The 26984-nt window shown below is 63.7% G+C and carries 29 protein-coding genes; 18 read left to right on the top strand and 11 right to left on the bottom strand.

Annotated elements, in window-relative coordinates:
- Nucleotides 1-123: 123 nt before the first annotated feature.
- Nucleotides 124-1050 carry a quinoprotein relay system zinc metallohydrolase 2 gene (locus X268_RS22845; protein WP_128927009.1) on the top strand — a complete coding sequence of 309 codons (927 nt, stop codon included), beginning with the start codon at nucleotides 124-126 and terminating at the stop codon, nucleotides 1048-1050.
- Nucleotides 1051-1133: 83 nt separating this feature from the next.
- Nucleotides 1134-1952: a quinoprotein dehydrogenase-associated SoxYZ-like carrier gene (locus X268_RS22850; RefSeq protein ID WP_164937877.1), complete on the top strand. Its 819-nt coding sequence runs from the start codon at nucleotides 1134-1136 to the stop codon at nucleotides 1950-1952.
- Between the two features lie 98 nt (nucleotides 1953-2050).
- Here X268_RS22850 and X268_RS22855 read toward each other — a convergent pair whose 3' ends face one another.
- Nucleotides 2051-2410 carry a hypothetical protein gene (locus X268_RS22855; RefSeq protein WP_128927011.1) on the bottom strand — a complete coding sequence of 120 codons (360 nt, stop codon included), beginning with the start codon at nucleotides 2408-2410 and terminating at the stop codon, nucleotides 2051-2053.
- 87 nt (nucleotides 2411-2497) lie between these two features.
- Between X268_RS22855 and X268_RS22860 the strand changes: the two genes are divergently transcribed.
- The 4 genes from X268_RS22860 to X268_RS22875 are packed head-to-tail and all read left to right on the top strand — an operon-like array spanning nucleotide 2498 to nucleotide 5333.
- Entirely contained in the window at nucleotides 2498-3496 is a 999-nt protein-coding gene (locus tag X268_RS22860; RefSeq protein WP_164937878.1) for an ABC transporter substrate-binding protein, read from the top strand.
- Between the two features lies 1 nt (nucleotide 3497).
- A complete protein-coding gene (locus X268_RS22865; protein ID WP_128927012.1) occupies nucleotides 3498-4235 on the top strand; it encodes an ABC transporter permease in 738 nt (245 codons plus the stop codon).
- Nucleotides 4225-4935, top strand: coding sequence for an ABC transporter ATP-binding protein (locus X268_RS22870; protein WP_128927013.1), 711 nt, complete (start codon nucleotides 4225-4227; stop codon nucleotides 4933-4935). Before X268_RS22865 ends, X268_RS22870 begins: the two co-directional genes overlap by 11 nt.
- A 44-nt stretch (nucleotides 4936-4979) precedes the next feature.
- Complete coding sequence (locus X268_RS22875) at nucleotides 4980-5333, top strand: hypothetical protein (protein WP_128927014.1); 354 nt, start codon at nucleotides 4980-4982, stop codon at nucleotides 5331-5333.
- A gap of 9 nt (nucleotides 5334-5342) precedes the next feature.
- Here the strand turns inward: X268_RS22875 and X268_RS22880 are convergent, their stop codons facing one another.
- The 5 genes from X268_RS22880 to lanM all read right to left on the bottom strand — a co-directional run bounded on the left by X268_RS22880 (nucleotide 5343) and on the right by lanM (nucleotide 7853).
- Entirely contained in the window at nucleotides 5343-5552 is a 210-nt protein-coding gene (locus tag X268_RS22880) for a hypothetical protein (RefSeq protein WP_063688494.1), read from the bottom strand.
- A gap of 206 nt (nucleotides 5553-5758) precedes the next feature.
- A complete protein-coding gene (locus X268_RS22885) occupies nucleotides 5759-6664 on the bottom strand; it encodes a DUF6662 family protein (RefSeq protein ID WP_128927015.1) in 906 nt (301 codons plus the stop codon).
- Nucleotides 6665-6688: 24 nt separating this feature from the next.
- A complete protein-coding gene (gene pqqA / locus X268_RS22890; RefSeq protein WP_008562446.1) occupies nucleotides 6689-6769 on the bottom strand; it encodes a pyrroloquinoline quinone precursor peptide PqqA in 81 nt (26 codons plus the stop codon).
- A gap of 224 nt (nucleotides 6770-6993) precedes the next feature.
- Nucleotides 6994-7323, bottom strand: a complete 330-nt coding sequence (locus tag X268_RS22895; RefSeq protein ID WP_245477610.1) for a hypothetical protein — start codon at nucleotides 7321-7323, stop codon at nucleotides 6994-6996.
- 137 nt (nucleotides 7324-7460) lie between these two features.
- Complete coding sequence (lanM, locus tag X268_RS22900) at nucleotides 7461-7853, bottom strand: lanmodulin LanM (RefSeq protein WP_128927017.1); 393 nt, start codon at nucleotides 7851-7853, stop codon at nucleotides 7461-7463.
- A gap of 334 nt (nucleotides 7854-8187) precedes the next feature.
- Here lanM and X268_RS22905 point away from each other — a divergent pair, with 334 nt between their 5' ends.
- The 5 genes from X268_RS22905 (at nucleotide 8188) to X268_RS22925 (ending at nucleotide 12926) form a co-directional block, all read left to right on the top strand.
- Complete coding sequence (locus X268_RS22905) at nucleotides 8188-9852, top strand: methanol/ethanol family PQQ-dependent dehydrogenase (protein WP_128927018.1); 1665 nt, start codon at nucleotides 8188-8190, stop codon at nucleotides 9850-9852.
- A 10-nt stretch (nucleotides 9853-9862) separates the two neighbouring features.
- Nucleotides 9863-10219 (top strand): c-type cytochrome, encoded by a 357-nt coding sequence (locus tag X268_RS22910; RefSeq protein ID WP_128927019.1) that lies wholly within the window; start codon nucleotides 9863-9865, stop codon nucleotides 10217-10219.
- Complete coding sequence (locus X268_RS22915; protein ID WP_128927020.1) at nucleotides 10216-11142, top strand: substrate-binding periplasmic protein; 927 nt, start codon at nucleotides 10216-10218, stop codon at nucleotides 11140-11142. The genes X268_RS22910 and X268_RS22915 overlap by 4 nt, the downstream gene beginning before the upstream one ends.
- A gap of 233 nt (nucleotides 11143-11375) precedes the next feature.
- Nucleotides 11376-12365: a Bug family tripartite tricarboxylate transporter substrate binding protein gene (locus X268_RS22920; protein WP_128927021.1), complete on the top strand. Its 990-nt coding sequence runs from the start codon at nucleotides 11376-11378 to the stop codon at nucleotides 12363-12365.
- Nucleotides 12366-12500: 135 nt separating this feature from the next.
- On the top strand, nucleotides 12501-12926 hold the full coding sequence (locus tag X268_RS22925; protein WP_128927022.1) for a hypothetical protein: 426 nt from the start codon (nucleotides 12501-12503) through the stop codon (nucleotides 12924-12926).
- Nucleotides 12927-13080: 154 nt separating this feature from the next.
- Here the strand turns inward: X268_RS22925 and X268_RS22930 are convergent, their stop codons facing one another.
- Nucleotides 13081-14049: a helix-turn-helix domain-containing protein gene (locus tag X268_RS22930; RefSeq protein ID WP_128927023.1), complete on the bottom strand. Its 969-nt coding sequence runs from the start codon at nucleotides 14047-14049 to the stop codon at nucleotides 13081-13083.
- Nucleotides 14050-14563: 514 nt separating this feature from the next.
- On the opposite strand from X268_RS22930, the gene xoxF5 reads away from it, so the two are divergent.
- From xoxF5 to X268_RS22965, 7 genes are all read left to right on the top strand, one after another.
- Complete coding sequence (gene xoxF5 / locus X268_RS22935) at nucleotides 14564-16369, top strand: lanthanide-dependent methanol dehydrogenase XoxF5 (protein ID WP_128929354.1); 1806 nt, start codon at nucleotides 14564-14566, stop codon at nucleotides 16367-16369.
- Nucleotides 16370-16440: 71 nt separating this feature from the next.
- A complete protein-coding gene (locus tag X268_RS22940; RefSeq protein ID WP_128927024.1) occupies nucleotides 16441-16971 on the top strand; it encodes a c-type cytochrome, methanol metabolism-related in 531 nt (176 codons plus the stop codon).
- Between the two features lie 60 nt (nucleotides 16972-17031).
- Nucleotides 17032-18141, top strand: coding sequence for an S-(hydroxymethyl)glutathione dehydrogenase/class III alcohol dehydrogenase (locus X268_RS22945; RefSeq protein WP_128927025.1), 1110 nt, complete (start codon nucleotides 17032-17034; stop codon nucleotides 18139-18141).
- A gap of 32 nt (nucleotides 18142-18173) precedes the next feature.
- Nucleotides 18174-18737, top strand: a complete 564-nt coding sequence (gfa, locus tag X268_RS22950; RefSeq protein WP_128927026.1) for an S-(hydroxymethyl)glutathione synthase — start codon at nucleotides 18174-18176, stop codon at nucleotides 18735-18737.
- 631 nt (nucleotides 18738-19368) lie between these two features.
- Complete coding sequence (locus X268_RS22955; protein ID WP_028177985.1) at nucleotides 19369-19821, top strand: (2Fe-2S)-binding protein; 453 nt, start codon at nucleotides 19369-19371, stop codon at nucleotides 19819-19821.
- A gap of 1 nt (nucleotide 19822) precedes the next feature.
- Nucleotides 19823-22150, top strand: coding sequence for a xanthine dehydrogenase family protein molybdopterin-binding subunit (locus X268_RS22960; RefSeq protein ID WP_128927027.1), 2328 nt, complete (start codon nucleotides 19823-19825; stop codon nucleotides 22148-22150).
- A 72-nt stretch (nucleotides 22151-22222) separates the two neighbouring features.
- Nucleotides 22223-22480 carry a hypothetical protein gene (locus X268_RS22965; protein WP_128927028.1) on the top strand — a complete coding sequence of 86 codons (258 nt, stop codon included), beginning with the start codon at nucleotides 22223-22225 and terminating at the stop codon, nucleotides 22478-22480.
- A gap of 171 nt (nucleotides 22481-22651) precedes the next feature.
- Here the strand turns inward: X268_RS22965 and X268_RS22970 are convergent, their stop codons facing one another.
- The 4 genes from X268_RS22970 to X268_RS22985 form a co-directional block, all read right to left on the bottom strand.
- A complete protein-coding gene (locus X268_RS22970) occupies nucleotides 22652-24391 on the bottom strand; it encodes a methanol/ethanol family PQQ-dependent dehydrogenase (protein ID WP_164937879.1) in 1740 nt (579 codons plus the stop codon).
- A gap of 116 nt (nucleotides 24392-24507) precedes the next feature.
- Nucleotides 24508-25161: a QcrA and Rieske domain-containing protein gene (locus tag X268_RS22975; protein WP_128927029.1), complete on the bottom strand. Its 654-nt coding sequence runs from the start codon at nucleotides 25159-25161 to the stop codon at nucleotides 24508-24510.
- Nucleotides 25162-25440: 279 nt separating this feature from the next.
- The gene (locus X268_RS22980; RefSeq protein ID WP_128927030.1) at nucleotides 25441-25905 is read right to left on the bottom strand and encodes a group III truncated hemoglobin; all 465 of its coding nucleotides are present in this window, start codon (nucleotides 25903-25905) and stop codon (nucleotides 25441-25443) included.
- Nucleotides 25906-26038: 133 nt separating this feature from the next.
- The gene (locus tag X268_RS22985; protein ID WP_128927031.1) at nucleotides 26039-26890 is read right to left on the bottom strand and encodes a 3-hydroxybutyryl-CoA dehydrogenase; all 852 of its coding nucleotides are present in this window, start codon (nucleotides 26888-26890) and stop codon (nucleotides 26039-26041) included.
- Nucleotides 26891-26984: the final 94 nt, after the last annotated feature.

Consider the following 26984-nt stretch of genomic DNA (forward strand, 5'->3'; position numbering starts at 1 on the left):
GCTTCCTCCACGTTTTGTCTGAATGCTATCCATGCAACGCATGACGCGCCATGATTGCCAAACTTTGCTGGCTTTGACTTGTTGCAGTGCAACGCGACGAACCCTTTGAACTGAGGCGGAAAAGTGTCTCGCATCGCTCGAGTGATCGCAGCCTTGTCCCTGCTGGGGACAGCAACGCTAGCACGGGCCGGAGCGGCCGAATTGCCTGTGAGCGAAGTGGCACCGGGAATCTTCGTACACTCCGGGACCATCGCCCTGATGAACCGCGAGAATGAGGGCGACATTGCCAATGTCGGCTTCATCGTGGGCGATGACGCCGTGGCCGTCATCGACACCGGCGGCAGCTTGCGCGAAGGCGAGGCCCTGCTGGCCGCCGTGCGGGCCCGTACGCCCAAGCCGATCCGCTATGTCATCAACACCCACGGCCACCCCGACCACGTCTTCGGCAACGCGGCCTTCGCCGCGACAGACACGACCTTCGTCGGCCACAGCAAGCTGCCGCAGGCGCTCGCAACGCGCGGCCCCTATTATCTCGACAATTTTCGCCGCATCATGGGCAGCGAGTTGATCGATCCCGTGAAGATCGTTGCGCCAAGCCTGCTGGTTTCGGACACGATCACGCTCGATCTCGGATCGCGCCGCCTGACCTTGCGCGCCTGGCGGGCCGGGCATAGCGACAGCGATGTCACCGTCTACGACGAGATGACCAAGACCCTGTTCACGGGCGACCTCGTCTTTCTCCGCCACATTCCGGTCATGGACGGGAGCATCCGCGGCTGGCTCGACACGTTGAAGGAATTGGAGACCATCCCCGCGCAACGTGTCGTTCCCGGTCACGGCCCCGTGAGTGACTGGCCCGCCGCGTTGAGCGACGAACGGCGCTACCTGTCAACGCTGCTGTCCGACGTTCGCGCACTGAACAAGAGCGGGGAGCCGATCCGGGCCGCCGCTGACAAGGCGGCTGCCGGGGAGCGGCCGCGCTGGGAGCTGTTCAGCGACTACAACGCCCGCAACGCAACTGCAGCATTCTCGGAAATTGAATGGGAGTAGCTGGCGCGCTACGATAGGCGCTGGCGATCAGCTTCGCTGACCCCGGGACGAGATCAGATGCGCTGACTCGGAGGATCATGACCATGACCCGATCGACACGCCGCCTGCCCTTGATTGCCGCATTGCTCGGCATCGCCTTCGTCGCGTCCGCGCAGGCTGAAGAGGCCTACGATCCCTGGCCGGGCCTGGTGCAGGACATCTTCAATAACCGTCCGATGAACGACGGCAGCGCCGTCATCGGCATCGAGATGCCGTATCGCGCAGAGGACGCGGCGATCGTGCCGGTGACCTTGCGCAGCAGGCTGTCGCCGGCAGATAGCCGCCGGATCCGTTCGATCACGCTCGTGATCGATCGTAACCCGGCGCCGATGGCGGCGAAGTTCGAGCTCGGCTCCGATGCCAATGTCACGGAGATCTCGACGCGCGTCCGCGTCAACAATTACACCGATGTCCATGCGGTGGCCGAGCTCAGCGACGGCCAGCTCTATGTCTCGAAAGTCTATGTGAAGGCCTCGGGCGGCTGCTCGGCGCCGGCGGGAAAGAACGCCGAGGAGGCGCAGAACCGGCTCGGCCAGATGCGCTACCGGCAATTTGCGCGCGAGGAGGCGCCGGCGAGCCGCATCCGCGAAGCGCAGATCATGATCGGCCACCCCAACAATTCCGGCCTGCAGATGGACCAGGTCACGCAGCTCTATATTCCCGCCTTCTTTATCAACCAGCTGAAGCTGACGCAGGACGACAGCCCCGTGCTGTCGATGGAGGGCGGTATCTCGATCTCGGAAGATCCCAATCTGCGCTTCACCTACGTGTCCAACGGCGCCAAGCGTTTCCGCGCGGAAGCAAGGGACACGGAGGGACACGTGTTCCGCAACGAGTGGGACGTGGAGAAGTCCGGGACTTAATAGTCACGCCGTCATTCCGGGGCGATGCGAAGCATCGGACCCGGAATCTCGAGATTCCGGGTCTGGTCCTTCGGACCATCCGGAATGACAGAGCTAGATCAAAAACACCTCACCTCGGCTTCCGCCTGCGCGCGCCGCAAATCGTTCACCGCCGAGTTCGCCTGCTCCGAGGTGCGGAACTGGACGCCGAGATTGCCGCGGACCTGCGACATGCTGAGCGCGGTCTCCGCGGTAACATAGCGCTCATAGGGGACGATCGAGGCCACCACGTCGATCGAGCAGGAGCATTGCTCGATCGATTGCCGGCTCTCGCCATTCGCCTTCATGCAGCCATAGACGTACTCCGCGCGCGCCGACGTGGGATAATCATTGGCGTCCTCGGCCCGCGCCACGCATCCCGTCGCCGCCAGCACCGTCAATGCGGCGACAATCGGTCGTAGCTGTCCAGCCCATTTCATGCGCATCCTCCCGCTGGTTGCGATCAAAGCTATGCTATGCGTATTGTCCTGAAAAGCACTCTGTCAGAGGAAACGGCTCACAAGGTGATGAGAGCACTTGGTGTGATGAGGGCATTTGGTCGAACATTGGCGCTTGCGACGACGCTGGCGCTGACGCTGGTCGCACCAAGCCGTGCCGCGGATACGATCCGCCTTGCCGTGCAGAAAACCGGAACATTCTCCTGGGAGCTGGCCGCAATCCGCGCGAGCGGCCTCGACAAGGAGGCGGACCTCGCGCTGGAGGTCACCGAGCTCGCGAGCACGGAGGCCGGCAAGATCGCGATGCGCGCAGGCAGCGCCGACATCATCCTGTCGGACTGGCTGTGGGTGTCGCGCGAGCGGGCGCTCGGTGCCAAGCTGACCTTCTATCCCTACTCCAGTGCGCTCGGCGCGGTAATGGTACCGGCGTCATCGCCGATCAAGACGCTCGCCGACCTCAAGGGCCGCAAGCTCGCCGTCGCCGGCGGGGCGATCGACAAGAGCTGGCTGCTGCTGCAGGCGCGCATGAAGCAGGACGGCATCGACCTTAAGTCGGAGGCGACCATCGCCTATGGCGCCCCGTCTTTGATCGCCGCCAAGGCGCTCGACGGCGAGATGGATGCGAGCCTCAATTTCTGGAATTTCTGCGCCCAGCTCGAGGCCAAGGGTTTTAGGCGCCTCGCCGGGATCGAAGAGATCTTGCCGAAGCTCGGCGCCAAGGGCGCGGTCTCGGCTGTCGGCTACGTCTTCGACGAGCGTTGGGCCGCGAGCCATCGCGACGCCGTGGCACGCTTCATCGCCATGACCCGCAAGGCCAAGCAATTGCTCGTGACCTCGGATGCGGCCTGGGACCAGATCGCGCCGCTGACCGGCACGAGCGATGCCACCCTGCTCAAGACTTATCGCGACCGCTACCGCGACGGTATTCCGCGCCGGAGCATCAACGACGAGGAACAGGACGCGCGCGTGCTCTATCGCGTGCTCGCCGAGATCGGCGGCCGCGACCTCGTCGGCCCCGCAGCCGAGCTCGACTCCGGCACGTTCTATCACGCAGTCCCCGGAGACTGAGGTGCTGCGTCTTCTGTCGTTTACCCTGTTCCTCGCGATCTGGTGGACCGCCGCATTGTTCGTCGGCGGCGCAAAGCTGCCCTCCCCGCCGGCCGTGCTTCAGGTGATGATCGCGGAAGCATCAAGCGGCGCGCTGTTCCTGCATCTCGGCGCCACGCTGGCCCGCGTTGCGCTCGCCTTCACGTTGGCGATGTCGCTCGGCAGCGCCATCGGCTACCTGATGGGACGGGTCAAGCTGGCCGACCGGCTCGGGGATCCCTGGCTGATCCTGCTGCTCAACCTGCCCGCGCTGGTCGTGATCGTGCTGGCCTATATCTGGGCCGGCCTCACTGAGGCCGCCGCGATCGCGGCGATCGCCATCAACAAGCTGCCGACCGCGGTCGTCACCTTGCGCGAAGGCACCCGCGCGCTCGACCGCTCGCTCGACGAGATGGCGAGCGTGTTCGCGATGTCGCGCTGGCGCGCCTTCCGCCATGTCGTGCTGCCGCAGCTCGCGCCCTATATCGCGGCCGCCGCGCGCTCCGGACTGTCGCTGGTGTGGAAGATCGTGCTGGTCGCCGAGCTGCTCGGACGCCCGAACGGCGTCGGCTTCGAGATCGGTGTTGCCTTCCAGCTGTTCGACACACCGCGGCTGCTCGCCTATTCGCTGACATTCGCCGCGGTCGTGCTCGTGATCGAAACCTTGCTGGTGCAGCCGTTCGAAGCCCGCGCAACACGGTGGCGGCCCCGTGCGGCTTGAGGTCGACATCACAGGCAAGACCTTCAGGAGTGCCGCGGGCGGAACGCACGAGGTGCTGGCGCCGCTGAAATTCGCACTTTGCTCCGGCGAGGTCGGCGTGCTCATCGGTCCGTCCGGCTGCGGCAAGAGCACGATGCTGCGCATCATCCTCGGGCTCGACAGCGATTTCAGGGGTCGTATCGCGCGTCCGCCGCAGGCGCGGGTCGGCATGGTGTTCCAGGAGCCGCGGTTGTTGCCCTGGCGTTCGGTCGAGCAGAATGTACGGCTGGCGGCGCCAGAGGTGACCGACGCGAAGCTGTCGGAGCTGTTCAGGATTCTGGAGCTGGAAGCCCACCGCAGCCACTTTCCCGGCGAGTTGTCGCTCGGCCTCGCCCGGCGCGTCGCGCTCGCCCGCGCCTTCGCCGTCGAGCCCGATCTCCTGGTGCTCGACGAGCCCCTCGCCTCGCTCGACGACGCGCTCGCCGGCCGCTTGCGCGACGAGATCGCGACGCTGGTGGCCAGCCGTCCGGTGATGACGTTGCTCGTCACCCACAGTCTCGATGACGCGGTGCGGCTCGGCGATCGCCTGTTCTTCCTGTCGCCGCGCCCCGCACGTATCGTACAGGAAGTGCCGATTGCCGTTCCGCGCGCGATGCGCAGCGAAGCCGCGCTCGGCAAGATCAGGGCCGAGCTCGCGGCCTTGCCGCTTGAATCGAAATGAAGACCCGTGGTCAACTGGGCCAATTCGTCGAGGGAGGTTCACCAATGCGGCGTACGCTGATTGCGATCGGCATCCTCGTGGTCGCGGCGCCGGGCGCGGCGCTGGCGCAGGCCAAAGGCAAGGGCATAAGGCTCTGGAACCTGACGACGGAGACGATCTCCGGCTTCCAGCTCTCACTCGCCGGCAAGACCGACTGGGGCCCGAACCAGTGCTTGAACGACAAGGACAAGGAAGTCGACCACGACGAGCGGCTGCGCATCACCGGCGTCGAGCCCGGCCGCTACGACGCCAAGGTCGGCTATCCCAACGGACGCCAATGCGTCGTTCGCGACATCGAGATCAGGGCAGATGCGGTGTTTTCGATCGCCGACAAGGATTTGAAGGACTGCACCAAATAGGGCGGCGTCTTACGCCTTGTCGTTCGGGTGCGGATATTCGCAACGCCATCGTACGGCCTGCCATTTCGGGTGCTCGCCGACCCATTGCGCGATGTAGGGCGGAGCGGCCATCACGCATTGGCGGGGCGAGCCCGCATAGTTGAACACCAGATGCTGCTCCTCACAGGTCGCAGGCGAGAGCACCGCACACACAGTCACCACCAGGTCGATCGGGTTCATGCCGGGATCCTCTCACGGGGACGATCGAGATTAGCACGAAAGCTACGTTCCACGGAGGGCGAAGTTTCAACCCGGGTGAGACCTGGGATTGAGGGAACTGGCTCCGCTAAAGCATGATCCGGAAAAGTGCGAAGCGGTTTCCGGAATGATCATGCGCAAACAACAACCTAAAGCGCGATGACGATTTATCTTAATCTCATCGCGCTTTAGAAGTTCACCCCGAACACCATGCGGGCCTGGTGGCGCTCGAAATTGACGAGATCGAGATTTGCGCCCGATCCAGCCGGGCGTCCCCAGGCTTGCATGCTCCAGCTCAAAGTCAGCCGTGAGCGCTCGGACAGCTGGAAATAGGCCGTCGGGCCGACGAACAGGGCCTGGCCCGAAAACTCGCCGAGGCCGATGCCTTCATATTGCCGGAAGTAGCGCAGCTCCCCGCCGAGCAGCACGTCGGGCCGCACACGCACCAGGCCAGCCAGCGCCGCACCGATCGTCGAGCTCTTCTCGGACAGTCCTCCCACCTCGAAGCGCGCCCATTCCGGCTGATAGATCAAATTGAGGGCGCCGATGGCGAAGTTCGGGATGAGTTCGCGATCGAAGGCGAGGGTGAATTCGGTGCCGTACATCCGCCCTTTCGCGCCGCTGGTCTCGTCGATGCGGTCACCATGGAGCTCGGCGGCGACGGTGAGGCCGAACGGCGCGCGCTCGCGGTCGAGCAGGCGATAGCGCAGGTCGAGCGAAGCCCCCTGAAAGTTGAACTGGCGGCGGTCGTCGATATCGGGGACGCCGGTGATGTCGTGCAGGCTCGCGGTGCCGCCGACCTCGATGCGGAAGTTCGGCAGCGGGACGATCTCGATCTCGACCTCTTTCTCGATAGCACGATAGGTCCCGCCGCCCTTGCCGAACCGCCCGGTCGTCTGGCTCTGGAATTCGCGCTCGCCGGGATTGCCGACATCGGTGCCGATCATGAAGCCGAAAATATGCTCGGTATCGAAGCCCTCTTCGGCACTGACACATGCGGGCAGAAGCGCGACCGTGCAGGCAGCAATCGTCCAGAAGCTGTTGGCTCTCGCGCGCATTCCTGACACTACCACGGCTTCGACGGCGTTTGCCATCGAAGCCGCGGCAGGTCGTCAGTCTTACTTGCGCGAAGCGCAGGCGTACATGTTGATTTCCATGCCGACCGGCACTTCCACGATCTTTGGAGCTTTCCAAGCCATTCGGGGTCTCCCAAGGTATTGAGCGCGACATCGCGCGGCGCAAAACCTAGGGCTGCGTCAGGTGCAGTTCAAGCCTCGATTCGACTCTCGAGCTCGTCTGTGTCGATTCTTCGCGGCTGCATTTCTCTCTCGGGCAAAGCCAGTTCCCTCTTGGTCAAGCAGTACCTGAGGACAGGCTTGTGCAACGCACTCCGCGTCGAATCGACATCAACGACGCCGCGCCGTCAGCAGCCCTTGTCTGCCGTTGCGGCGTTCGGCTTGGTACCTTCAGCCTGCTGAGCCGCCGTCGGCTCACTCTGCATTTGCCGCTGCGCATCTTCGGATGACGCCGGCGTTTCGCCGCTTGCGCGATTCATCGTGCTGGTCGGCGGGTGCTGGCTGGTGTCACCCGCTGAGCTGGACCAGTGCGATTGCGCCGAGCCAACGGTGACCGGGCCAGAGCCGGCATCCTTGTCGGTGCTGGCACTGCCCGTGTTGCATGGGCCGGCGATAGCGACGCCGCCGCTCAACGTCAGGATCGCGCAGGCGGCAAGAACGGAACGTTTCATGTTCATCTGCATCTCCTCTTCTCCCGCCGCGCTGCCCCGGCGCCAGGCAGGACATCGCGAGGAGAACAGGCCGAGCTGCCTGATGTTCCGGCGGTCGGCGCGGAAATGCTCACGGAAAGCTGCGTCGGTTCCGCTTGCAGCGCTCACCGCAGCAATCGCAGCAGCGCGCGGCCAGCGGGCGCGTTGAGCTCCTTCGCATCCAGCGTTCCGTCCTTGTCGGGATTGGCCGCGTTGAAGCGCTGCTCGACCACCGACAGATATTCGTCGAGCGTCAGGGTCCCGTCGCGGTCAGGATCGGCGGCGGCGAGTTCTTTCGCCGTCAACCGTCCGCGCAATTCACGCGCATCGAGCGTGCCGTCATGATCGGGATCAAGCTTTGCGAACAGGGCGGCGGCCGCCTTCTTCACCTCGGCGAGATCGAGCGTGCCGTCATTGTCGGTATCGAACAACTTGACCGCATTGCCGGAGGCCGACCACGCCGGACCGGACATCAATGCAATCGTGAGCGCAAGCGCAACTGAGCGACGCGAAATCATCAAGACCTCCCAGACAAGGAGCCCTGGTTCGGGCTGGATAGAAACGACATAAATCCACAAGAGGCCCCCGGTTCAAGTCCTGAATTGCAACTTGCACGCGCGACAACCTGGAAACCAGCCTCGAGGGACCGGAGTCCGGCCGCTTCGCGGCGCGGAATTTTCTCAGCGTCTCCGCACAAGTCCAACTCGGCTGCGGTCAGGTTTCCGTCAGGTGACCGGCAGCTACGTCCAACGATATCGGCACGACACTTACGACTTTCGTATTGACGCGTTTTGCTTTCGGGCGGAGTGTTACACCCGCAGCGTCAAAAGGCGCGCATATTGGGAGGAACGGATGAAACGCTTTGCGATGGCCGCGAGCCTCGTCATGCTTGCATCGACTTGTGCAAGCGCACAGACCACCGAGCAACTGGTCAAGGGCGCGACTGATACATCGAACGTTCTCAATTACGGGATGGGCTACAATCTGCAGCGCTTCTCGACGCTGAACCAGATCAACAAGGACACCGTCAAGAACCTCGTCCCGGTCTGGAATTACTCCTTCAACGACGATCGCAGCGAGGAATCGCAGCCGCTGGTGTACCAGGGCGTGATCTACGTGACCTCGCACAACGCCACCATGGCGGTTGACGCCAAGACCGGCAAGCAGATCTGGAAGACCAAGGTCGAATATCCCGCCGAGACGCCGCGCATCGTCTGTTGCGGCATCATCAACCGCGGCGCGGCGCTGTACGACGGCAAAGTGTTCCGCACCACGCTCGATGCCAACGTGATCGCGCTCGACGCCAAGAACGGCAAGGAGCTGTGGCGGCAGCAGGCGGCCGACATCAAGGAAGGCTATTCGATGACGGTGGCCCCGCTGGTCGCGGACGGCGTGGTCATCACCGGCATCTCCGGCGCCGAGTTCGGCACTCGCGGCTTCATCGACGGCTGGGATCCGGCAACCGGCAAGCATCTGTGGCGGACCCATTCGATCCCCTCGCCGGATGAGCCCGGCGGCGACACCTGGAAGGGCGATACCTGGAAGCTCGGCGGCGGCTCGACCTGGATCACGGGGTCTTATGATCCCGAGCTGAACACGGTGTATTGGGGCATCGGCAATCCCGGACCGTTCAATTCGGCGGTGCGTCCCGGCGACAACCTCTACACCTGCTCCGTGCTGGCGATGGATCCCAAGACCGGCAAGATCAAGTGGCACTACCAATTCTCGCCGAACAATCCGTTCGATTATGACAGCGTGGCCGAGATGGTCCTCGCCGACATGAACGTCGAGGGCAAGCCGACCAAGGTGCTGATGGACGCCAACCGCAACGGCTTCTTCTACGTGCTCGACCGCACCAACGGAAAGCTGCTCGCGGCCAATCCTTACGTGAAGGTCAATTGGGCAACCGGCATCGACATGAAGACCGGGCGTCCGATCGAGACCGACGTCAGCAAGGACGCGCGCGAGGGCAAGAAGGTCACGGTCTACCCGTCGATCCTCGGCGGCAAGAACTGGGAGCCGATGTCGTTCAATCCGCAGACCGGATTGGCCTACGCCAACACGCTCAACTTCGGCGGCAAGTACAAGGCCGAACCCGTCACCTTCAAGCAGGGTGAATGGTATCTCGGCATGGACCTGACCGATCCCTGGCAGTTCGACGACGGCCCGCGTGGTCATCTCAAGGCCATCGATCCCATGACCGGCAAGTCGAAATGGGAAGCGCCGAGCGACATTCCGCGCTTCTCGGGCGTGCTGTCGACCGCAGGCGGCGTCGTGTTCTCGGGTCAGCTCACCGGCGAGTTCGAGGCCTTCGACGCCGACACCGGCAAGAAGCTCTGGCAGTTCCAGACCGGGTCCGGCATCGAAGGCCAGCCGGTGACCTGGCAGCAGGACGGCGTGCAATATGTCGCGGTGACATCAGGCTATGGCGGCGTCTACTCGCTGTTCTCCGGCGACGAGCGGCTTTCCAAGGGGCCTCCCGGCGGCTCGCTGTGGGTCTTTGCGGTCAAGCAGTAATCACGGCACGATGCTGAAGGACGTATCTTACAGGACGGCGGCGAAGATCGCCGCCGTCGCGGTGCTGACGGTCGCGCTTGCGGCGACTGTCCGTGCCGCCGATGACGCAACTAGCAATCCCATGCAGGCGCAAATCGACCACGGCAAGTCGACCTATGCCGAGAAATGCTCGCACTGCCACGGTCCGAACCTGATGAACTCCGGCACCATCACGCCGGACCTGCGCGTTTTCCCCGACGACAAGACGCGCTTCGTCACCACGGTGAAGAACGGCAAGAACAACAAGATGCCGCCCTGGGGCGACATCCTCAGCGACGACCAGATCGGCGATCTCTGGGCCTTCATCTCCAGCCGGAGGAAGCCGTGAGGGGCCGGGTCGCCGCGTGGAGCGTTGCCGCGATCTGCGCGGCAACGACAGTCGCACATGCTGCGGATGATCCGCTGAGGGTTTGTCTCGACGAGGGTCGGCCGCCGCTCTCGATGCACCGCCGCGGCAAGCCGGATGCCGGCTTCGACGTGTTGCTGGCGCAGGCGATCGCCGAGCGGATGGGACGGCCGCTGAAGATCCAGTGGTTCGAAAGCAAGCTGGATGAGGATTCCAGCCCTCAGCTCGAGGCCAATGCGCTGCTATCGGACGGACGCTGCTCACTGGTCGGCGGCTACGCCTTGACGGAGGATTCGCTCGTCAAGCCCGGCATGAAGACGGCGCGCCTGCCGGACTTTGCCGGCGCGACCCGCGACGACCGGCGGCGCCGCATCGCGCTCGGCGTGCTCGCGCCGAGCCGGCCATACATCTACTCGCCGATGACGGTGGTGCTCGGACCAAAGGCAAGCGGCCGCAAGATCGGCGATATCGGCGATCTCGCCGGGCTTCGCCTGGTGATCGAAAGCGGGTCGCTGGGCGATGCCATCCTGATGACCTTCGACAAGGGGCGGCTGATCGACAGCATCACCCACCTCGTCCCCGGCCGCGACGACCTCCTGGGCGCGCTCCAGCGCGGCGACCATGACGCGACGCTGATCGACCTCGCCCGCTTCGACGCCCACCGCGCCGCGCACCCCGACACGGCGCTCACCGCATCCGGCTATTACTATCCGATCGGCGCCAATCGCGGCTATGTCGGGCTCGGCAGCGATCCTGCACTGATCGAGGCCGTCAACAAGGCGTTGAGCGGGCTCGCAGCCGAGGGCCGGATCGCAGAGTTCGGCAGGCAGGCCGGCCTCACCTATCTGCCGCCGCGCGAGCCCGCGATTTTGGGCGACGTGTGGACGAAGATCATCCAGCGGTGATCCGGAAGGGCGCTCGTGTCCCGATGCGCTGCACCGCCTGTTCGGGCTGTGCTGCGTCCGGAGCACGAACTCTGCGCCCGACGGCCCTAAGACGATACCGATGACCCCGGGCCTGCGTGCTGCGCACGCATCCGCGTGATGGGTGATCGCCGCGAATGCGCCAATCTGTCTCGCCTGATGCCCATGGCGACGCCAGCCTGGTGCAGTACCCTGCCCGGAACCGGGAGAGAATCATGTCCAAGAAAATCGATCGCCGCCACTTCATCGCCGCCGGAGCCGGCGCCTTCGCGATGCCCTTTGTCTCGCGCAGCGCCTCCGCACAAGGCAGCTGGCCGTCGCGGCAAATTCGCATGATTTGCAGCTATCCCGCCGGCGGGCAGACCGACCTGCTCGCGCGTGCCTACGGCGAATTCATCTCCAAGCAGGTGGGCAAGACCGTGGTCGTCGAGAACAAGCCCGGCGCCTCCGGCGCGATCGGCACGGCCGAGGTCGCCCGCGCCGAACCCGATGGCCACACCATCCTCTGCTCGATCTCGACCACCTACATCATGAACCGGGTGGTCATGAAGAACCCCGGCTACGACATGGACAAGGACCTGACCCTCGTCAGCGTCATTCCCGGCGCCGGCCTGTTGCTGGTGGCGAACCCGAAGACCGGGATCAAGACTCTGGAGGATTTCGTCGCCTTCGCCCGCAAGAGCGGCAAGGTGAACTTCGGCACCTATAGCGCGGGCTCGGCCCCGCACATGACGATCAACGAGCTCAACAAGCAGTACGGGCTCAACATCGAGCCTGTGCACTATCGCGGCGAAGCTCCGATGTGGACCGGAATGCTCGAAGGCACGCTCGATGCCGCGATGGGAAGCTACACGGCGGCACAATCGGTCCTGCAGAGCGACCGTGGCACCGTATTCGCGGTGCATTCGAAGAAAGTCGACGCGATCCCCGCGATCAAGACCCTTCCCGAGCAGGGCGCGACATCGAAATTCTTCACCGTGAGCGGATTCTCCGGATGGGCGGTGCCGAAGGCAACGCCACAAGCCGTTATCAGCCGCCTGGCGGAGCTCTGCGTCGCGGCCAACAACGATCCCAAGGTGAAGGAAGTTCTCGCCACCTTCGTGCTCGAACCCGCGATCGGCTTCAAGGAGACCAACGAACTCTACCAGCGCGAACTGCCGATCTGGATTGAGAGCGCGAAATCGCTCGGCCTCGAGCCGGCCTAACTTTGAGGCAAGCGCGCCGACCGCCTCCGCGGCCCGGCATTCGACCAAAGCCTAGTGCCGGAAGCCCATTTTCCCGTTATGATTGCGCTCCGCCGCCGGACGACCTGCCCCGGCGGACAACAAGGGGCCGATCGCATGACACCGGATGCCGTCGCTGTCGCCGTTATGGTCATTCTGCTCTTTCCGATGGGCTATTTCACGCTGGCATCGCCCGCTTTCCTGCTGGTGAAGCTCGATATCCGGCCGGTCGCCCTGCTGTTGCGCGGAATGTTCAACGCCCATTTTCTGGTGATGCGCTTTGCCGCAATCATCGCAACACTCGCCTTGCTGCTCGACGGCCGCCCGCTTGCCGCGATCGGCGTGGGCCTGCTTGCAGCTCTTGCGATCGGCGGGCGCGGATGGTTCATGCAACGGATGGACGAGCAGCTCAGCGCCGGCGAAGCCGGCGATACCAATGCCGCAGGCCGGCTGCGGCGGCTGCATTGGAGCGGAATGCTTTGCAACGCCGCGCTGCTTGCCGCCCTGCTGGTCAGCATTCCCTACATTGCGGCCTCGGCGTAGACGGCAAGTGGCCACCAGGGCGGCTTGATCGTCCAGAGCGACTTCGGCCCGCGTCTAATGCGCGATGAGATTTAGACGAATCGTCATCGCGCTTTAGGTTGTTGTTTGCGCATGATCTCTCCGGAAACCGCTTCGCACTTTTCCGGATCATGCCCTAATGCTCGCCCGAACTCGCGATGCCCTGCTGCGCCTTGTGGATCGAGGACGGCACCACGCCGAAATATTTCCGGAACACGCGGCTGAAATGCGACGAGCTGGAGAAGCCCCAGGAGAAGGCGACGTCGGTGATGGTCTTGCCGGCGTGCGCCTCGAGCTCCTGGCGGCAGTTCTGCAAGCGCGCCTGCCAGATGTAGTCGCTCACCGTGGTGCCGCGCTCGGAGAACAGCATGTGCAGATAGCGCTTGGAGCAACCGAGCTCGGCCGAGATCTGATCGATGCAAAGATCCGGATCGCGCAAGTGCTCGCGGATGAAGAACTGCGCGCGCACATACATCGCCTCGGGTCCGACACGATCGAACATCGTATCGGCCTCGCGCAGCGGCAGCAGCAACAGGTCGATCAGCGAATCGGCGACGCCGACCGCGCTGTTCGCCGACAGCTTCGCCGCTTCGTCGAAGGTCGCGTGGACGAAATCGTGGGCGATCCGCCCCGTGCCCGTCTTCGCGGACAGTTTGCAGGCCGGCATCCGCTGTGACGGAAATCCGCGGTCGCGCAGCAACGCCTTCGGCACGATCACCACGTCGTGACGCGTGAAGGCCGGGCTGATGATCGAATGCGGACAGGAGACGTCATAGGCGATGATGTCGCCGGGGTTGATCTCGATGTGACGGCCTTCCTGCTCGAAATAGGACACGCCGTAGGTCTGGAAGTGGATCTTGATGTAGGGATGTTCGTTGGCCTTGGCCCGCGCCAACGTGTGCGCGATGCGATGCTGACTCACTTCGATCTGACAGAGCTTCAGACGCGAAACGCTCGTGTAGTCGATGCGGCCTTCGAGCGAGGACGCCTCCAGCGGATCGACGTCGAAATGCCCACACAGGCTCGTCAGCCCGTCGATCCAGCTCTGGATCTGGCGCTTCGGCGTCATGCCGGTCGTCGAGAGCGTGTGAATGGTGTCGGACATTAATCCAGCCACTGGTTTGATCCGGAGATTCGACGCGAATCGCGACCAGCGCTGCCGGAGCCCTCAGCCGTGATTGCGTGACGTTTACCTCGAATTTGAGCGGTCTCTTGGCACGAGCGCCATCGTTCCATTGCCACCCTTGAAAGTTAATCCTCCGCCTTAGTTGCAGCGCCGTCAAGGGGAACCTGCGCGTTGAAGGCGCTGTCAGAGGGACGCAGAAGCCGCTGAATTCGCTACTGCAAAACAAAATCTTCGCGTCCGTGCGCTGTCGAGCAAACCGGTTTCTCTCTTGGGCAAGTTTCCCGATGGCGAAGTGGTTAGGGATTGCGGCAGGAACAACAAGAACGGGCCGCTCCTGCACGTGGACCCGTGGCTCTCATCAGGAGGAGGAAACAGCACAGCATCGTTTCTGGTCCGAAACATGGACCGCCCTGCACGAGCAGACGCCGGACGAGAAGCCCGGTGAATTACCAATGCTTCGGGAAAAATAAACGAGACCAACGGAGGAATGACTATGCGCAAGGTGCTACTGGCGACCTTTCTTGGCTCAGCGGCGGCTCTCGCCGTCGGGAACGCCTCAGCCAATGACGAGTTGCACAAGATGTCGCAGAACCCGAAAGACTGGGTGATGCCGACCGGCGACTACGCCAATACTCGATATTCCAAGCTTAACCAGATCAACGCACAAAACGTCGGCAAGCTCCAGGTTGCCTGGACCTTCTCGACCGGCGTGCTGCGCGGCCACGAAGGCGGCCCGCTGATCATCGGCAACATCATGTACGTCCACACGCCGTTCCCGAACAAGGTCTACGCCATTGACCTTTCGCAGGAGAACAAGATCGTCTGGAAGTACGAGCCGAAGCAGGATCCGAACGTCATTCCGGTGATGTGCTGCGACACGGTGAACCGTGGCCTGGCTTTCGGCGACGGCAAGATCTTCCTGCATCAGGCCGACACCACTCTCGTCGCGCTCGATGCCAAGACCGGCCAGGTTGCGTGGACCGCCAAGAACGGCGATCCGAGCAAGGGCGAGACCGGTACATCGGCGCCCATGGTCATCAAGGACAAGGTGCTGATCGGCATCTCCGGCGGCGAGTTCGGCGTCCAGGCCCATATGTCGGCCTACGACATCAAGACCGGCAAGCTGGCATGGCGCGGATATTCGGAAGGGCCGGACAACCAGATTCTGGTCGACGCCGAGAAGACCACCGCACTCGGCAAGCCGGTCGGCAAGGATTCGAGCCTCAAGACCTGGCAAGGCGATCAGTGGAAGATCGGCGGCGGCGCCACCTGGGGCTGGATCTCCTACGATCCCGAACTGAACCTTGTCTATTACGGATCGGGCAATCCTTCGACCTGGAATCCGAAGCAGCGTCCCGGCGACAACAAATGGTCGATGACGATCTGGGCGCGCAACCCGGATACCGGCGTCGCCAAGTGGGTCTATCAGATGACGCCCCATGACGAATGGGACTATGACGGCGTCAACGAGATGATCCTCTCGGATCAGTCGATCAACGGCCAGGCGCGCAAGCTGCTGACCCACTTCGACCGTAACGGCCTCGGCTACACCCTGGACCGCGCCACCGGCGAGTTGCTGGTTGCCGAAAAGTACGATCCGAAGGTGAACTGGACCTCCGGCGTCGACATGGACAAGAACTCGCCGACCTATGGTCGTCCGAAGGTGCTCGACGCAGCTTCGACCGACAAGGCGGGCGAGGACCACAACGTGAAGGGCATCTGCCCGGCCGCGCTCGGCACCAAGGACGAGCAGCCGGCAGCCTACTCGCCGGACACGCAGCTGTTCTACGTTCCGACCAACCACGTCTGCATGGACTACGAGCCGTTCAAGGTGAGCTACACCGCGGGCCAACCCTATGTGGGTGCGACGCTCTCGATGTATCCGCCGCAGGGTGAAACCCACATGGGCAACTTCATCGCCTGGGACGGCAAGACCGGCAAGATCGTCTGGTCGAACAAGGAGCAGTTCTCGGTCTGGTCGGGCGCGCTCGCAACCGCCGGCGGTGTGGTGTTCTACGGCACGCTCGAAGGCTATCTGAAGGCAGTCGACGCCAAGACCGGCAAGGAGCTCTACAAGTTCAAGACTCCCTCCGGCATCATCGGCAACGTCACCACCTATGAGAACGGCGGCAAGCAGTATGTCGCAGTGCTTTCCGGCGTCGGCGGCTGGGCCGGCATCGGTCTGGCGGCAGGCCTGACCGATCCGACCGCAGGTCTCGGCGCGGTCGGCGGCTACGCGGCCCTCAGCAACTATACGGCACTCGGCGGCACGCTGACCGTGTTCTCGCTGCCGAACTAGGCCCATCAGCATCGCTCCGGCGCGTGGATCAACTCCACGCGCCGGCTCGTCTCCCCCGGGCTTCTTCGAGGATGAATCTCTTGCGTAAAATCTGCTCTGTCATTGCTGCGCTGATCTTGGTTGCGTCCGGAGGAATTGCGGTCGCGGACGGTCCGGCCGACCCGACCGCCGTGAAGAAGGAAGACGACGGAAAGTGGCTCGATAAGGAAGGAAATCCGACCTATAAGATTTCGGCCGACGGCACCGTGGACTGGTTCACCTATTCCGGATACCGCCGCTATCACTCCGACTGCCATGTCTGCCATGGGCCCGACGGCATGGGCTCCACTTACGCGCCGGCGCTCAAGGATTCCGTCAAGTCGATGAGCTATGGCGACTTCCTCGGCGTGGTCGCCTCCGGCCGCAAGAACGTCTCGACCGCACAGGAGAACGTGATGCCGGCCTTCGGCGACAATCCGAACGTCGCCTGCTACATGGACGACCTGTATGTCTATCTGCGCGCCCGCTCCACCGAAGCATGGGGCCGGCAGCGTCCCTCCAAGAAGGAGGAGAAAACAGAGGCTTACACCAAGGCGGAAGACGCCTGCATGGGCAAGAAGTGAACGTTACGAAGACTGCCAAGACTACTTACTGGCGTCTTATGAGAATTTGAGGAGCTACCAATGAAGACACGTGCCGCCGTCGCTTTCGAAGCCAAGAAGCCGCTTGAGATCGTCGAGGTCGATCTGGAAGGCCCGAAGGTTGGCGAGGTCCTGGTCGAGATCAAGGCGACGGGCATCTGCCATACCGACGCCTATACGCTCGACGGCTTCGACAGCGAAGGCATTTTCCCCTCGATCCTAGGACATGAGGGAGCAGGCATCATCCGCGAGATCGGACCCGGGGTGACCTCGGTGAAGCCGGGTGACCACGTCATCCCGCTCTACACGCCGGAGTGCCGGCAGTGCAAGAGCTGCCTCAGCCAGAAGACCAATCTCTGCACTGCGATCCGCGCGACGCAGGGCAAGGGCGTGATGCCCGACGGCACCAGCCGCTTCTCCTACAAGGGCAAGCCGATCTACCACTACATGGGCTGCTCGACCTTCTCGAACTTCACCGTGCTGCCGGAGATCGCGGTCGCCAAGATCCGCGAGGACGCGCCGTTCGACAAGAGCTGCTACATCGGCTGCGGCGTCACCACCGGCGTCGGCGCCGTCGTCAACACCGCCAAGGTCGAGCCGGGCGCCAACGTGGTCGTGTTCGGCCTCGGCGGCATTGGCCTCAATGTCATCCAGGGCGCCAAGATGGCGGGCGCCGACAAGATCATCGGCGTCGACATCAACGATTCCAAGGAAGATTGGGGCCGCCGGTTCGGTATGACCCATTTCGTCAACCCGAAGAAAGTCACCGGCGACATCGTCCAGCATCTCGTCGGCCTCACTGACGGCGGCGCCGACTACACGTTCGACTGCACAGGCAACACCACAGTGATGCGCCAGGCGCTGGAAGCCTGCCATCGCGGCTGGGGCACCTCGATCATCATCGGCGTTGCCGAGGCCGGCAAGGAGATCGCCACTCGCCCGTTCCAGCTCGTCACCGGGCGCAACTGGCGCGGCACGGCCTTCGGCGGCGCCCGCGGCCGCACCGACGTGCCCAAGATCGTCGACTGGTACATGAACGGAAAGATCCAGATCGATCCGATGATCACCCACGTGCTCAAGCTCGAGGAGATCAACAAGGGCTTTGACCTCATGCACGAGGGCAAGTCCATCCGTTCAGTCGTCGTGTTCTAGCTCGAAAGCGTCACACCAAGGAGGATCGACCCATGACTGTTGCACTCCATCCATCGATCGACAACGGCCTCAAACAGGGCAGCGGCAGCTTCGCCGGCGGCACACTGGTCTGCAAATGCAGCGACCATCCGGTCAAGGTCGGCATCAAGGGCGACGTCGCGCACAACCACGCCTGCGGTTGCACCAAGTGCTGGAAGCCGCAAGGCGCGACGTTCTCCGTCGTCGCCGTGGTGCCGCGCCAGAACGTCACCGTGCTCGAGAATGGCGACAAGCTCCAGATCGTCGATCCCTCCGCGGTGATCCAGCGCTATGCCTGCAAGGCCTGCGGAACCCACATGTACGGCCGCATCGAGAACAAGAACCACCCGTTCTACGGTCTCGACTTCATCCATCCCGAGCTGTTCCAGGAGCAGGGCTCGCAGGCGCCGCAATTCGCCGCCTTCGTCTCGTCCGTGATCGAATCGGGCGTGAAGCCTGAGCAGATGGCGGGCATCCGTTCACGGCTGAAGGAAATCGGGCTCGAGCCCTATGATTGCCTGTCACCGGCGCTGATGGACGCGATCGCGACCCACGTCGCCAAGGCCAAGGCTGCCTAAGCAGGGCTGCCAGGTACTCGCCAAACCCCGTCGGCTCGCTGGTCTCGACGAGGGCCAGCGAGCCGGACGGGCCCGGCCCCGGAGTTGGCGGCGATGCCGCCGCCTCCAGCCTTGCGCGCATTTGAGGGTGATTGGCTCCTCAGTCCTGGTCTCTGAATGACTGCGCAGTGCCGCCGACTTCCGTCTTGAAGTCCCCCCGGCGTCTGCGTTTCTCCCTCCCTCGACTGAGGCATCCTGCTTCGTCCGCGCAGTCCCTCTGGCGGACGAAGCCTTTTTTCGTCGCAAGCGCTGTTTGTGAATGCGCGGTTCACGCGGCGCGACGACGCGCCCTGCTTTTGACAAACCATCGATGCAATCTTTTCCCGGTGAGAACACTCGGCTGTGAACGCCGGGCCGGCGCGATCTCTGCTACGGTCGGGCCGTCACGATGCCGCACGACGTTCAAACAACTAAGAACAAAAACGGGGAGGTATCGAGCACATCCAGACATCGCCAGTGGCGTTCCTGCCTCCCACCGGGATTTGCCCGCGCGGGACGAAGGCGGGGATGCGACGACACGAGGTGTGAGCTGTCGCCAACCGGCGTCGGCGAACTTTGAATTTGGCATGCTTATGAAGAGCGAGGGACGATCATGATCAAGGTGAAGATCAACGGCCAGGAACAGAGCTGGGACGGCGACCCGGATCTCCCGCTACTCTGGTTCCTGCGCGACGAAGCCGGGCTGACCGGCACCAAATATGGCTGTGGCCAAGCCTTGTGCGGCGCCTGTACGGTCATTGTCGACAAGGAAGCCGTGCGCGCCTGCATCACGTCGGTCAACGACGTCGCCGGACGCGAGGTCACCACGATCGAAGGGCTGCATCCCAACGGCGATCATCCGGTGCAGAAGGCCTGGCGCCAGGTCAACGTGCCGCAATGCGGCTTCTGCCAGGCCGGCCAGATCATGCAGGCCGCCGCGCTGCTGATGGACAACCCGAAGCCCTCGCATGACCAGATCCGCGAGGCGATGTCCGGCAATATCTGCCGCTGCGGCTGCTATCAGCGCATCGAGAACGCAGTCCATCTCGCATCGACGGGAGTGTGACATGAATTTCATCGACAATCCCGGCAAGCTCCAGGGCTTCGAAAAGCATGGCTTCGAAAAGCACATCAAGGTCGAGAAGGTCTCGCGCCGCAGCATCCTGAAGGGGCTCGGCATCACCGGCGGATTCGTGCTCGCCGCCCCCGTGATGTCGCGCCAGGCGTTTGCCTATGAGACCGGTGCCGGCAAGATGCCGCACGGCGTCGTGGTCGATCCGCGCGTGTTCGTCTCGGTCGCACCCGACGGCATCGTCACCATCGTCGGGCACCGTTCGGAAATGGGCACCGGCGTGCGCACCAGCCTTCCGCTGATCGTGGCCGAGGAAATGGAAGCCGACTGGTCCAAGGTCAAGGTGCAGCAGGCCCATGGCGACGAGGTCAAGTTCGGCAATCAGGACACCGACGGCTCGCGCAGCACGCGGCATTATTTGATCCCAATGCGTCAGATCGGCGCCTCGGCGCGCACCATGCTGGAGCAGGCTGCGGCGAAACGCTGGGGCGTGCCGGCGACCGAGGTCAAGGCCGTCAACCACGAGGTCGTTCACAGCGCCAGCGGCCGCAAGCTCGGCTTCGGCGAGCTCGCCGCCGATGCCGCCAAGGAATCGGTGCCGAGCATCGAAGGTCTGAAGCTGAAGGACCCCAAGGATTTCCGCTATCTCACCAAGGGCCAGATCGGCATCGTCGATCTCCACGACATCACCACCGGCAAGGCGCGTTACGGCGCCGATGTGCGGCTGCCGGGGATGAAATATGCCGTGATCGCGCGCCCGCCGGTGACCGGCGGTAAGCTGGTTTCGTTCGATCCGGAGGCCGCACTGAAGGTCCCCGGCGTCGAGAAGGTGATGAAGGTTCAAGGCTGGCCGTGGCCGTCAAAGTTCCAGCCGCTCGGCGGCGTCGCGGTGATCGCCCGCAACACCGGCGCTGCAATCAAGGGCCGCGACGCGCTGAAGCTGACCTGGGACGACGGGGCCAACGGCAAGTACGACTCGGTCGCCTATCGCAAGGAGCTCGAGGAGGCCTCGCGAAAGCCAGGTCTCGTCGTGCGCAAGGACGGCGACGCGGATGCGGCTCTGAAGGGCGCGGACAAGGTGATCGTCGGCGAGTACTACATCCCGCATCTTGCTCACGTCAGCATGGAGCCCCCGGTGGCGGTCGCCGACGTCAAGGGTGACAAGGCGGAAATCTGGGCGCCGGTGCAGAGCCCGGGCGGTACCCGCGACGACGTCGCCAAGACGCTCGGTATTCCCGAGGGCAATGTCACCGTCAACGTGACCCTGCTCGGCGGCGGGTTCGGCCGCAAGTCGAAATGCGACTTTGCGCTCGAAGCCGCGCTGCTGTCGAAGGAGCTCGGCGCGCCGGTGAAGGTGCAGTGGACGCGGGAGGACGACATTCGTAACGGCTTCCTGCACACCGTCTCGGCCGAACGAATCGAGGCCGGCCTCGACAAGAGCGGCAAGGTGGTCGCCTGGCGCCACCGCAGCGTGGCACCCAGCATCGCCTCGACCTTTGCAGCCGGTACGGTCCATCAGGCGCCCTTCGAAATCGGCATGGGCCTCGCCGACGTGCCGTTCGAGATCGCCAATATCTCCTGCGAGAATCCGGAAGCGGCCGCTTATACCCGCATCGGCTGGTTCCGCTCGGTCTCGAACATCCCCCGTGCCTTTGCGGTTCAGTCGATGGTCGGCGAGATCGCGCAGGCGACCGGCCGCGACCAGAAAGACATGTTGCTCGAGCTGATCGGCTCGCCCCGCATCGTCAAGCCTAACGTGAAGGACCTGTGGAACTATGGCGAGCCGCAAGAGAGCTACCCGATCGATACCGCGCGCCTGCGCAAGGTGGTCGAGCTGGTCGCCGAGAAGGGCGAATGGGGCCGAAAGGTGCCGAAGGGCCATGGGCTCGGCATCGCCGTGCACCGCAGTTTCGTCAGCTACATCGCGACCATCGTCGAGGTGGCCGTCGACGACAAGGGCAAGCTGACGGTGCCGAGGGTCGACACCGCGATCGACTGCGGCACCTACGTCAACCCCGAGCGCATCGCCTCGCAGATCGAGGGCGCGGCGATCATGGGGCTGAGCCTCGCCAAATACGGCGAGATCAGCTTCAAGGACGGTAAGGTGCAGCAGAAGAATTTTGACGACTTCCAGGTCGTCAGGATCGACGAATCTCCGGTCGTGACCAACGTCTACATCGTGCCGCCCGGACCGGACACGCCGCCGAGCGGCGTCGGCGAGCCCGGCGTTCCGCCGTTCGCGCCGGCACTGATGAACGCAATCTTCGCAGCGACCGGAAAACGCATCCGCTCGCTGCCGATCGGCAAGCAATTGGAGGCGTGAGACGGAACAGCAGCGCGAGACGGAACACAAGCGGTCTCGCGCCGTTTGCATCGATCTGACAGGAGCAGATCGATGATCAACATTTCAAGGGCGCTCGCAGTCTCGCTGTCGGGCGCCTTTCTTTTGACGACCTCCAGCGCGTTGGCCCAAGGCAACACGACGCCGCCGACCACCGCGACGCGCCCCACCGCGCCCGACCAGAACTCGCTTCCCAACGCCAACGCTCCGCCTGCCTCGACCACCCAGACCACCGGGCAGCACAATCCCGATCCGAAGATTCGCGAGATGAACCGGAAGGAAAAGGACAAGGTCGAGCGCGAGGGGAAGTAGCGAGGGCTTAAGCGCGCAAGTCGCCCCACATCGTCTCAGGCCGGGCTTGTCCGGCATGACGAGGACGAGGCGCGCGGGCCACCCAACACACGCAAGAATGCGGCGGACGTTGCCGCCCGCCGCATTCGCCACCCCCCTTGCTGCTCCGCTGTCTTCGATCCGCCCGCGGAGCTATTTCTTCAGTGCGAACACCCAGATGACCCCGCCTTGAGGCACGTTGGCTTCGATGCCGATGTTGTTGGTCACCAGCGCATCCTGGATGCGCTGCGCGTCCACGCCCCAACCCGACTGGATCGCGATGTACTGGGTGCCGTCGATCTCATAGGAGACCGGCATGCCCATGATGCCGGAGTTGGTCTTCTGCTCCCATAGGAGCTCGCCGGTCTTGGCATTGAAGGCGCGGAAGTTGCGGTCATTGGTGCCGCCGACCAAGACGAGATCGCCCGCGGTCGCCGTCACCGAGCCGAACAGCTGCGACTTCGGGAAGTTGTGCTGCCACACCTTCTTGCCCGTCGTGGGATCCCACGCCTGCAGCTCGCCGAAGTGATCCGCGCCCGGCTTCGTCTTCAGACCGATATCCTCCGGCTTGGTGCCGAGCCAGAGCTCGCCCGGCTTCAGCGCGACCTTCTCGCCGGTGAACCCGCCGCAGAAGTTCTCGTTGGCGGGCACATAGACGAGGCGGGGCTTCTGGCTGTAAGCCGCCGACGGCCAGTCCTTGCCGCCCCATAGCGACGGGCAGAATTCGACGCGCTTGCCGATCACCGGCTTGTGGGCGGGATCGACGATCGGCTTGCCGCTCTCGGGTTCGATGCCCTTCCAGACGTCGGTGGAAACGAACGGCCAGCCGGCGACGTAGTTGATCTTGGTCGGCGTGCGCTCGAGGATCCAGAAGATTGCGTCACGACCCGGATGGACCAAGCTCTTGATGTTGCGGCCGTCGCGTTGCAGGTCGATCAGCATCGGCGCCTCGACCTCGTCCCAGTCCCAGGAATCGTTCTGGTGATACTGGTGATGGGTCTTGATCTTGCCGGTGTTGGGATCGAGCGCAAGCACCGAGGAGGTGTAGAGATTGTCGCCGGGATGGGTCTCGCCGGGCCAAGGCGCGGCGTTGCCGACGCCCCAATAGATCGTCTTGGTCTCCTTGTCGTAATTGCCGGTCATCCAGGCCGAGCCGCCGCCGTTCTTCCAGTCGTCGCCCTGCCAGGTGTCATGGCCCGGCTCGCCTTCGCCCGGAATGGTGAAGGTCCGCCACAGCTCCTTGCCGTCCTTGGCGTCATAGGCGGCGACATAGCCGCGCACGCCGAACTCGCCGCCGGAGCCACCGACGATGACCTTACCGTCGACGATCAGGGGCATCAGGGTCATGTACTGGCCCTTCTTGTAATCCTGCACCTTGGTATCCCACACCACCTTGCCGGTCTTGGCATCGAGCGCGACGACATGGTCGTCCGTGGTGGCGAGATAGAGCTTGTCTTCCCAGAGGCCGACGCCGCGACTGGTCGGATGCAACTGGAACAGATCGTCGGGCAACTGCCGCTTGTAGCGCCAGTATTCGTCGCCGGTCTTCGCGTTCAGCGCGATCACCTGCCCCATCGGGGTCGCCACGAACATCACGCCGTTGTTGACGATCGGCGGCGCCTCGTGGCCTTCGACGACACCGGTGGCGAAGGTCCAGACCGGCGTGAGGTTCTTCACGTTGGAGGCGTTGATCTGATCGAGCGGGCTGTAGCCCTGGCCGTCATAGGTGCGCCGATAGAGCATCCAGTTGCTCGGCTCCGGATTCTCCAGCCGCTGCGCGGTCACCGGCGCGTAGTTCTCGATCGGACCGGACACGGCGGCGGTCGAAACGAGGCAGGTGAAGGCGACGAAGCCGGACAGGTACCATTGCTTCCTGGTGATGGACGTTTTCATGGACGTTCCCCTTTTTCATCCGTTTGAATTCTTGTTTTGAATTCTTGTCGTTCGTCCCGCTGTCCGCCCATCGGCGGATACGGCCTCTCGTGACGCGGGCACGACCCGCACCGCCATCATCCTGGCTGCGCGCCACCTACCTTTCCGATGAAGTTGCCGGCGACGCTGAGCGAGCCGTCAGCAAGCGCGAGCGGCAGCGCAGCGAGCCGTCGCGGCGCCGGTCCAAACACGACCTGTGCGTCCGCACGAGGATCGTATTCGGAATTGTGACACATGCACTTGAACACCTCCTTGTCGCCGACATCGCTCTTCACCCAGGCGGTGACGGGACAGCCGGCATGCGCGCAGATCGCCGAATAGGCGATGATGCCGTCGACGGCGCGCGCTTTGGTCTTCTCGTCGAGCTCGGCGGGATCGAGCCGGATGATCAGGATCTCGTTGAGCCGAGAGGCGCTGCGCACCACCGATGTCTTGGGGTCCTTCGGCCAGGCATGCACCGGCGGTCCGCCGGCGGGCAGGTCGGCCGCCGTGATGAGCTTTCCCTCCTTGTCGCCTTCGGAGAAGACCAGCAAATCACCCTTCTGAGGCCGTTCGTCGGAGCCCGGCGGATCCTCGTCCGCACGGGCATGCGCGGAACAACCGAGGCAGGCGGTGGTGGCGAGTGCGCCAAGCAGGACCGTCCGCCGCGTCCGCGCGGCGCGCGCGTCGACGTCGGAATCCGTAGGGCTCTCGGACGATGCAGAACTGGACGTGATCGATGCGCGGGACATGTCCACAAGCAGGCGCTGGAACTCTGCCGAAAACAAGGCGAAGAGTTGGCACCGCAGTGCATCAATATGGCTTTGCTCGTGTTGATTGAACGGCAGTGAACGCATTCATGCGCGTTTTCGCAATTTCAACGTCGCACCACGCGATCGGCATGATGATTTTGCAGATCAGACCAATGATGCCGGAATTGGTGCAGCGCGCTCTCCGTCGCGGTGCGCAAAGCAAGCGGAGCAATACAGCTGCATATTCTGTGAGCGCCGGGTCGCTGGTCGTTATCAGGATCAGGACCTGAGTACGTGGCGCGGCGCGGCGATCGAACCGGCAACGGTTGCGGACGCCATTTCGAAGCTGTCGGCGATGCGGCGCGCCTTGTCGATGAACAGGCTAGCTGCCGGGGTTGGGCAAACCTCGCGCGCGGTCTGCTCGAACAGATCGAGCCAGCGGTCGAAATGATCACCCACCAGGCTCAGCGGCAGATGCGCCCGCATCGGGGAGCCGTGATAGCGGCCGCTCATCAGCACGACCGAGGACCAGAAATCCCTGAGCTTGGCGAGATGCTCGTCCCAGTTCTGCACGATCCCGAACACCGGCCCCAGCTTTGCGTCCTCGCGCACGCGTCCGTAGAAGCGGGTCACGAGTTCCCCGATCATCTCCTCGGTGATCCCGGTCCGTTCGATCGCATCCTGGGTCAACAGGTTCCGCCGTGCGGCCGCCGCCTCGCGCTCGGCCTTCAGTCGATCCGACATGTCCTTTGTGTCCGTTCCGTTATGCCCGCGGGCCGTTCGACATTGTCGAGCCAATTGCGCGCGGCGTCTTTGTCGCAGCGCAAAGTGCGGGATGCGGCGGCGGACGTCATAAGCCCGCCGCCGGTCGCCCTGATCAGGCGCTATAAGTGTAGAAGCCCTGCCCGCTCTTGCGGCCAAGATGGCCGGCATCGACCATCTCTTTCAGCAGCGGCGCTGGCCGATATTTGGGATCGTTGAAGCCCTTGTAAAAGACCTCCATCACCGAAAGCATGGTGTCGAGCCCGACGAGATCGGCCAGAGCCAGCGGCCCGATCGGATGGTTGCAACCGAGCTTCATGCCCGCGTCGATCTCTTCCGCCGTCGCGATGCCCTCCTGAAGCGCGAAGATCGCCTCGTTGATCATCGGGCACAGGATGCGGTTGACGGCAAAACCTGGGCTGTTCTTGGCGGTGATCGCCACCTTGCCGACGCGCTGGGCGAAATCGAGCGCCTTGGCATGGGTGTCGTCCGAGGTCTGTAAGCCGCGGATCAGTTCCAGCAGCGCCATCACCGGAACTGGATTGAAGAAGTGCATGCCGATGAAGCGGTCGGGCCGGTCGGTCGCGGCAGCGAGCTTGGTGATCGAGATCGACGACGTATTGGTCGCGACCAGCGTGCGCGGCGACAGGGTGGCGCAGAGGTCCTTCAGGATCTTGACCTTGAGCTCCTCATTCTCGGTCGCGGCCTCGATGACCAGGTCGCAGTCCGACAGCTTCGCCCGGTCGGTGGTGCCGGTGATGCGCTTGAGCGTCGCCTCGCGATCGGCCGCCGACATCTTCTCCTTCTTGACCAGGCGATCGAGGCTGCCGCCGACGGTCGAAAGCCCGCGGTTCACGGCCGCATCGGAAATATCGACCATCACGACCGAGAGCCCGGCCGCCGCACAGATTTGCGCGATGCCGTTCCCCATGGTCCCTGCCCCGATGATGCCAACGGTCTGGATCATTGCCTCATATCCTTCTCATCCTAGCGGGCGCGCCAGCACGGCACGGCCCCATTGTTCCTGCACCAGGGTCTAGCACCGCCACGGGGCGGCTGCG

The sequence above is a fragment of the Bradyrhizobium guangxiense genome (assembly GCF_004114915.1).
In the GTDB taxonomy this organism is placed as follows: Bacteria; Pseudomonadota; Alphaproteobacteria; order Rhizobiales; family Xanthobacteraceae; genus Bradyrhizobium; species Bradyrhizobium guangxiense.

Coding starts and splice junctions, on each gene's coding strand:
- X268_RS22850 (WP_164937877.1), top strand. CDS start 1,134: ATGACCCGATCGACACGCCGCCTGCCCTTGATTGCCGCATTGCTCGGC.
- X268_RS22855 (WP_128927011.1), bottom strand. CDS start 2,410: ATGAAATGGGCTGGACAGCTACGACCGATTGTCGCCGCATTGACGGTG.
- X268_RS22860 (WP_164937878.1), top strand. CDS start 2,498: ATGAGAGCACTTGGTGTGATGAGGGCATTTGGTCGAACATTGGCGCTT.
- X268_RS22875 (WP_128927014.1), top strand. CDS start 4,980: ATGCGGCGTACGCTGATTGCGATCGGCATCCTCGTGGTCGCGGCGCCG.
- X268_RS22880 (WP_063688494.1), bottom strand. CDS start 5,552: ATGAACCCGATCGACCTGGTGGTGACTGTGTGTGCGGTGCTCTCGCCT.
- X268_RS22885 (WP_128927015.1), bottom strand. CDS start 6,664: ATGGCAAACGCCGTCGAAGCCGTGGTAGTGTCAGGAATGCGCGCGAGA.
- pqqA (WP_008562446.1), bottom strand. CDS start 6,769: ATGGCTTGGAAAGCTCCAAAGATCGTGGAAGTGCCGGTCGGCATGGAA.
- X268_RS22895 (WP_245477610.1), bottom strand. CDS start 7,323: ATGAACATGAAACGTTCCGTTCTTGCCGCCTGCGCGATCCTGACGTTG.
- lanM (WP_128927017.1), bottom strand. CDS start 7,853: ATGATTTCGCGTCGCTCAGTTGCGCTTGCGCTCACGATTGCATTGATG.
- X268_RS22905 (WP_128927018.1), top strand. CDS start 8,188: ATGAAACGCTTTGCGATGGCCGCGAGCCTCGTCATGCTTGCATCGACT.
- X268_RS22910 (WP_128927019.1), top strand. CDS start 9,863: ATGCTGAAGGACGTATCTTACAGGACGGCGGCGAAGATCGCCGCCGTC.
- X268_RS22920 (WP_128927021.1), top strand. CDS start 11,376: ATGTCCAAGAAAATCGATCGCCGCCACTTCATCGCCGCCGGAGCCGGC.
- X268_RS22925 (WP_128927022.1), top strand. CDS start 12,501: ATGACACCGGATGCCGTCGCTGTCGCCGTTATGGTCATTCTGCTCTTT.
- X268_RS22930 (WP_128927023.1), bottom strand. CDS start 14,049: ATGTCCGACACCATTCACACGCTCTCGACGACCGGCATGACGCCGAAG.
- xoxF5 (WP_128929354.1), top strand. CDS start 14,564: ATGCGCAAGGTGCTACTGGCGACCTTTCTTGGCTCAGCGGCGGCTCTC.
- X268_RS22940 (WP_128927024.1), top strand. CDS start 16,441: ATGAATCTCTTGCGTAAAATCTGCTCTGTCATTGCTGCGCTGATCTTG.
- X268_RS22945 (WP_128927025.1), top strand. CDS start 17,032: ATGAAGACACGTGCCGCCGTCGCTTTCGAAGCCAAGAAGCCGCTTGAG.
- gfa (WP_128927026.1), top strand. CDS start 18,174: ATGACTGTTGCACTCCATCCATCGATCGACAACGGCCTCAAACAGGGC.
- X268_RS22955 (WP_028177985.1), top strand. CDS start 19,369: ATGATCAAGGTGAAGATCAACGGCCAGGAACAGAGCTGGGACGGCGAC.
- X268_RS22960 (WP_128927027.1), top strand. CDS start 19,823: ATGAATTTCATCGACAATCCCGGCAAGCTCCAGGGCTTCGAAAAGCAT.
- X268_RS22965 (WP_128927028.1), top strand. CDS start 22,223: ATGATCAACATTTCAAGGGCGCTCGCAGTCTCGCTGTCGGGCGCCTTT.
- X268_RS22970 (WP_164937879.1), bottom strand. CDS start 24,391: ATGAAAACGTCCATCACCAGGAAGCAATGGTACCTGTCCGGCTTCGTC.
- X268_RS22975 (WP_128927029.1), bottom strand. CDS start 25,161: ATGTCCCGCGCATCGATCACGTCCAGTTCTGCATCGTCCGAGAGCCCT.
- X268_RS22980 (WP_128927030.1), bottom strand. CDS start 25,905: ATGTCGGATCGACTGAAGGCCGAGCGCGAGGCGGCGGCCGCACGGCGG.
- X268_RS22985 (WP_128927031.1), bottom strand. CDS start 26,890: ATGATCCAGACCGTTGGCATCATCGGGGCAGGGACCATGGGGAACGGC.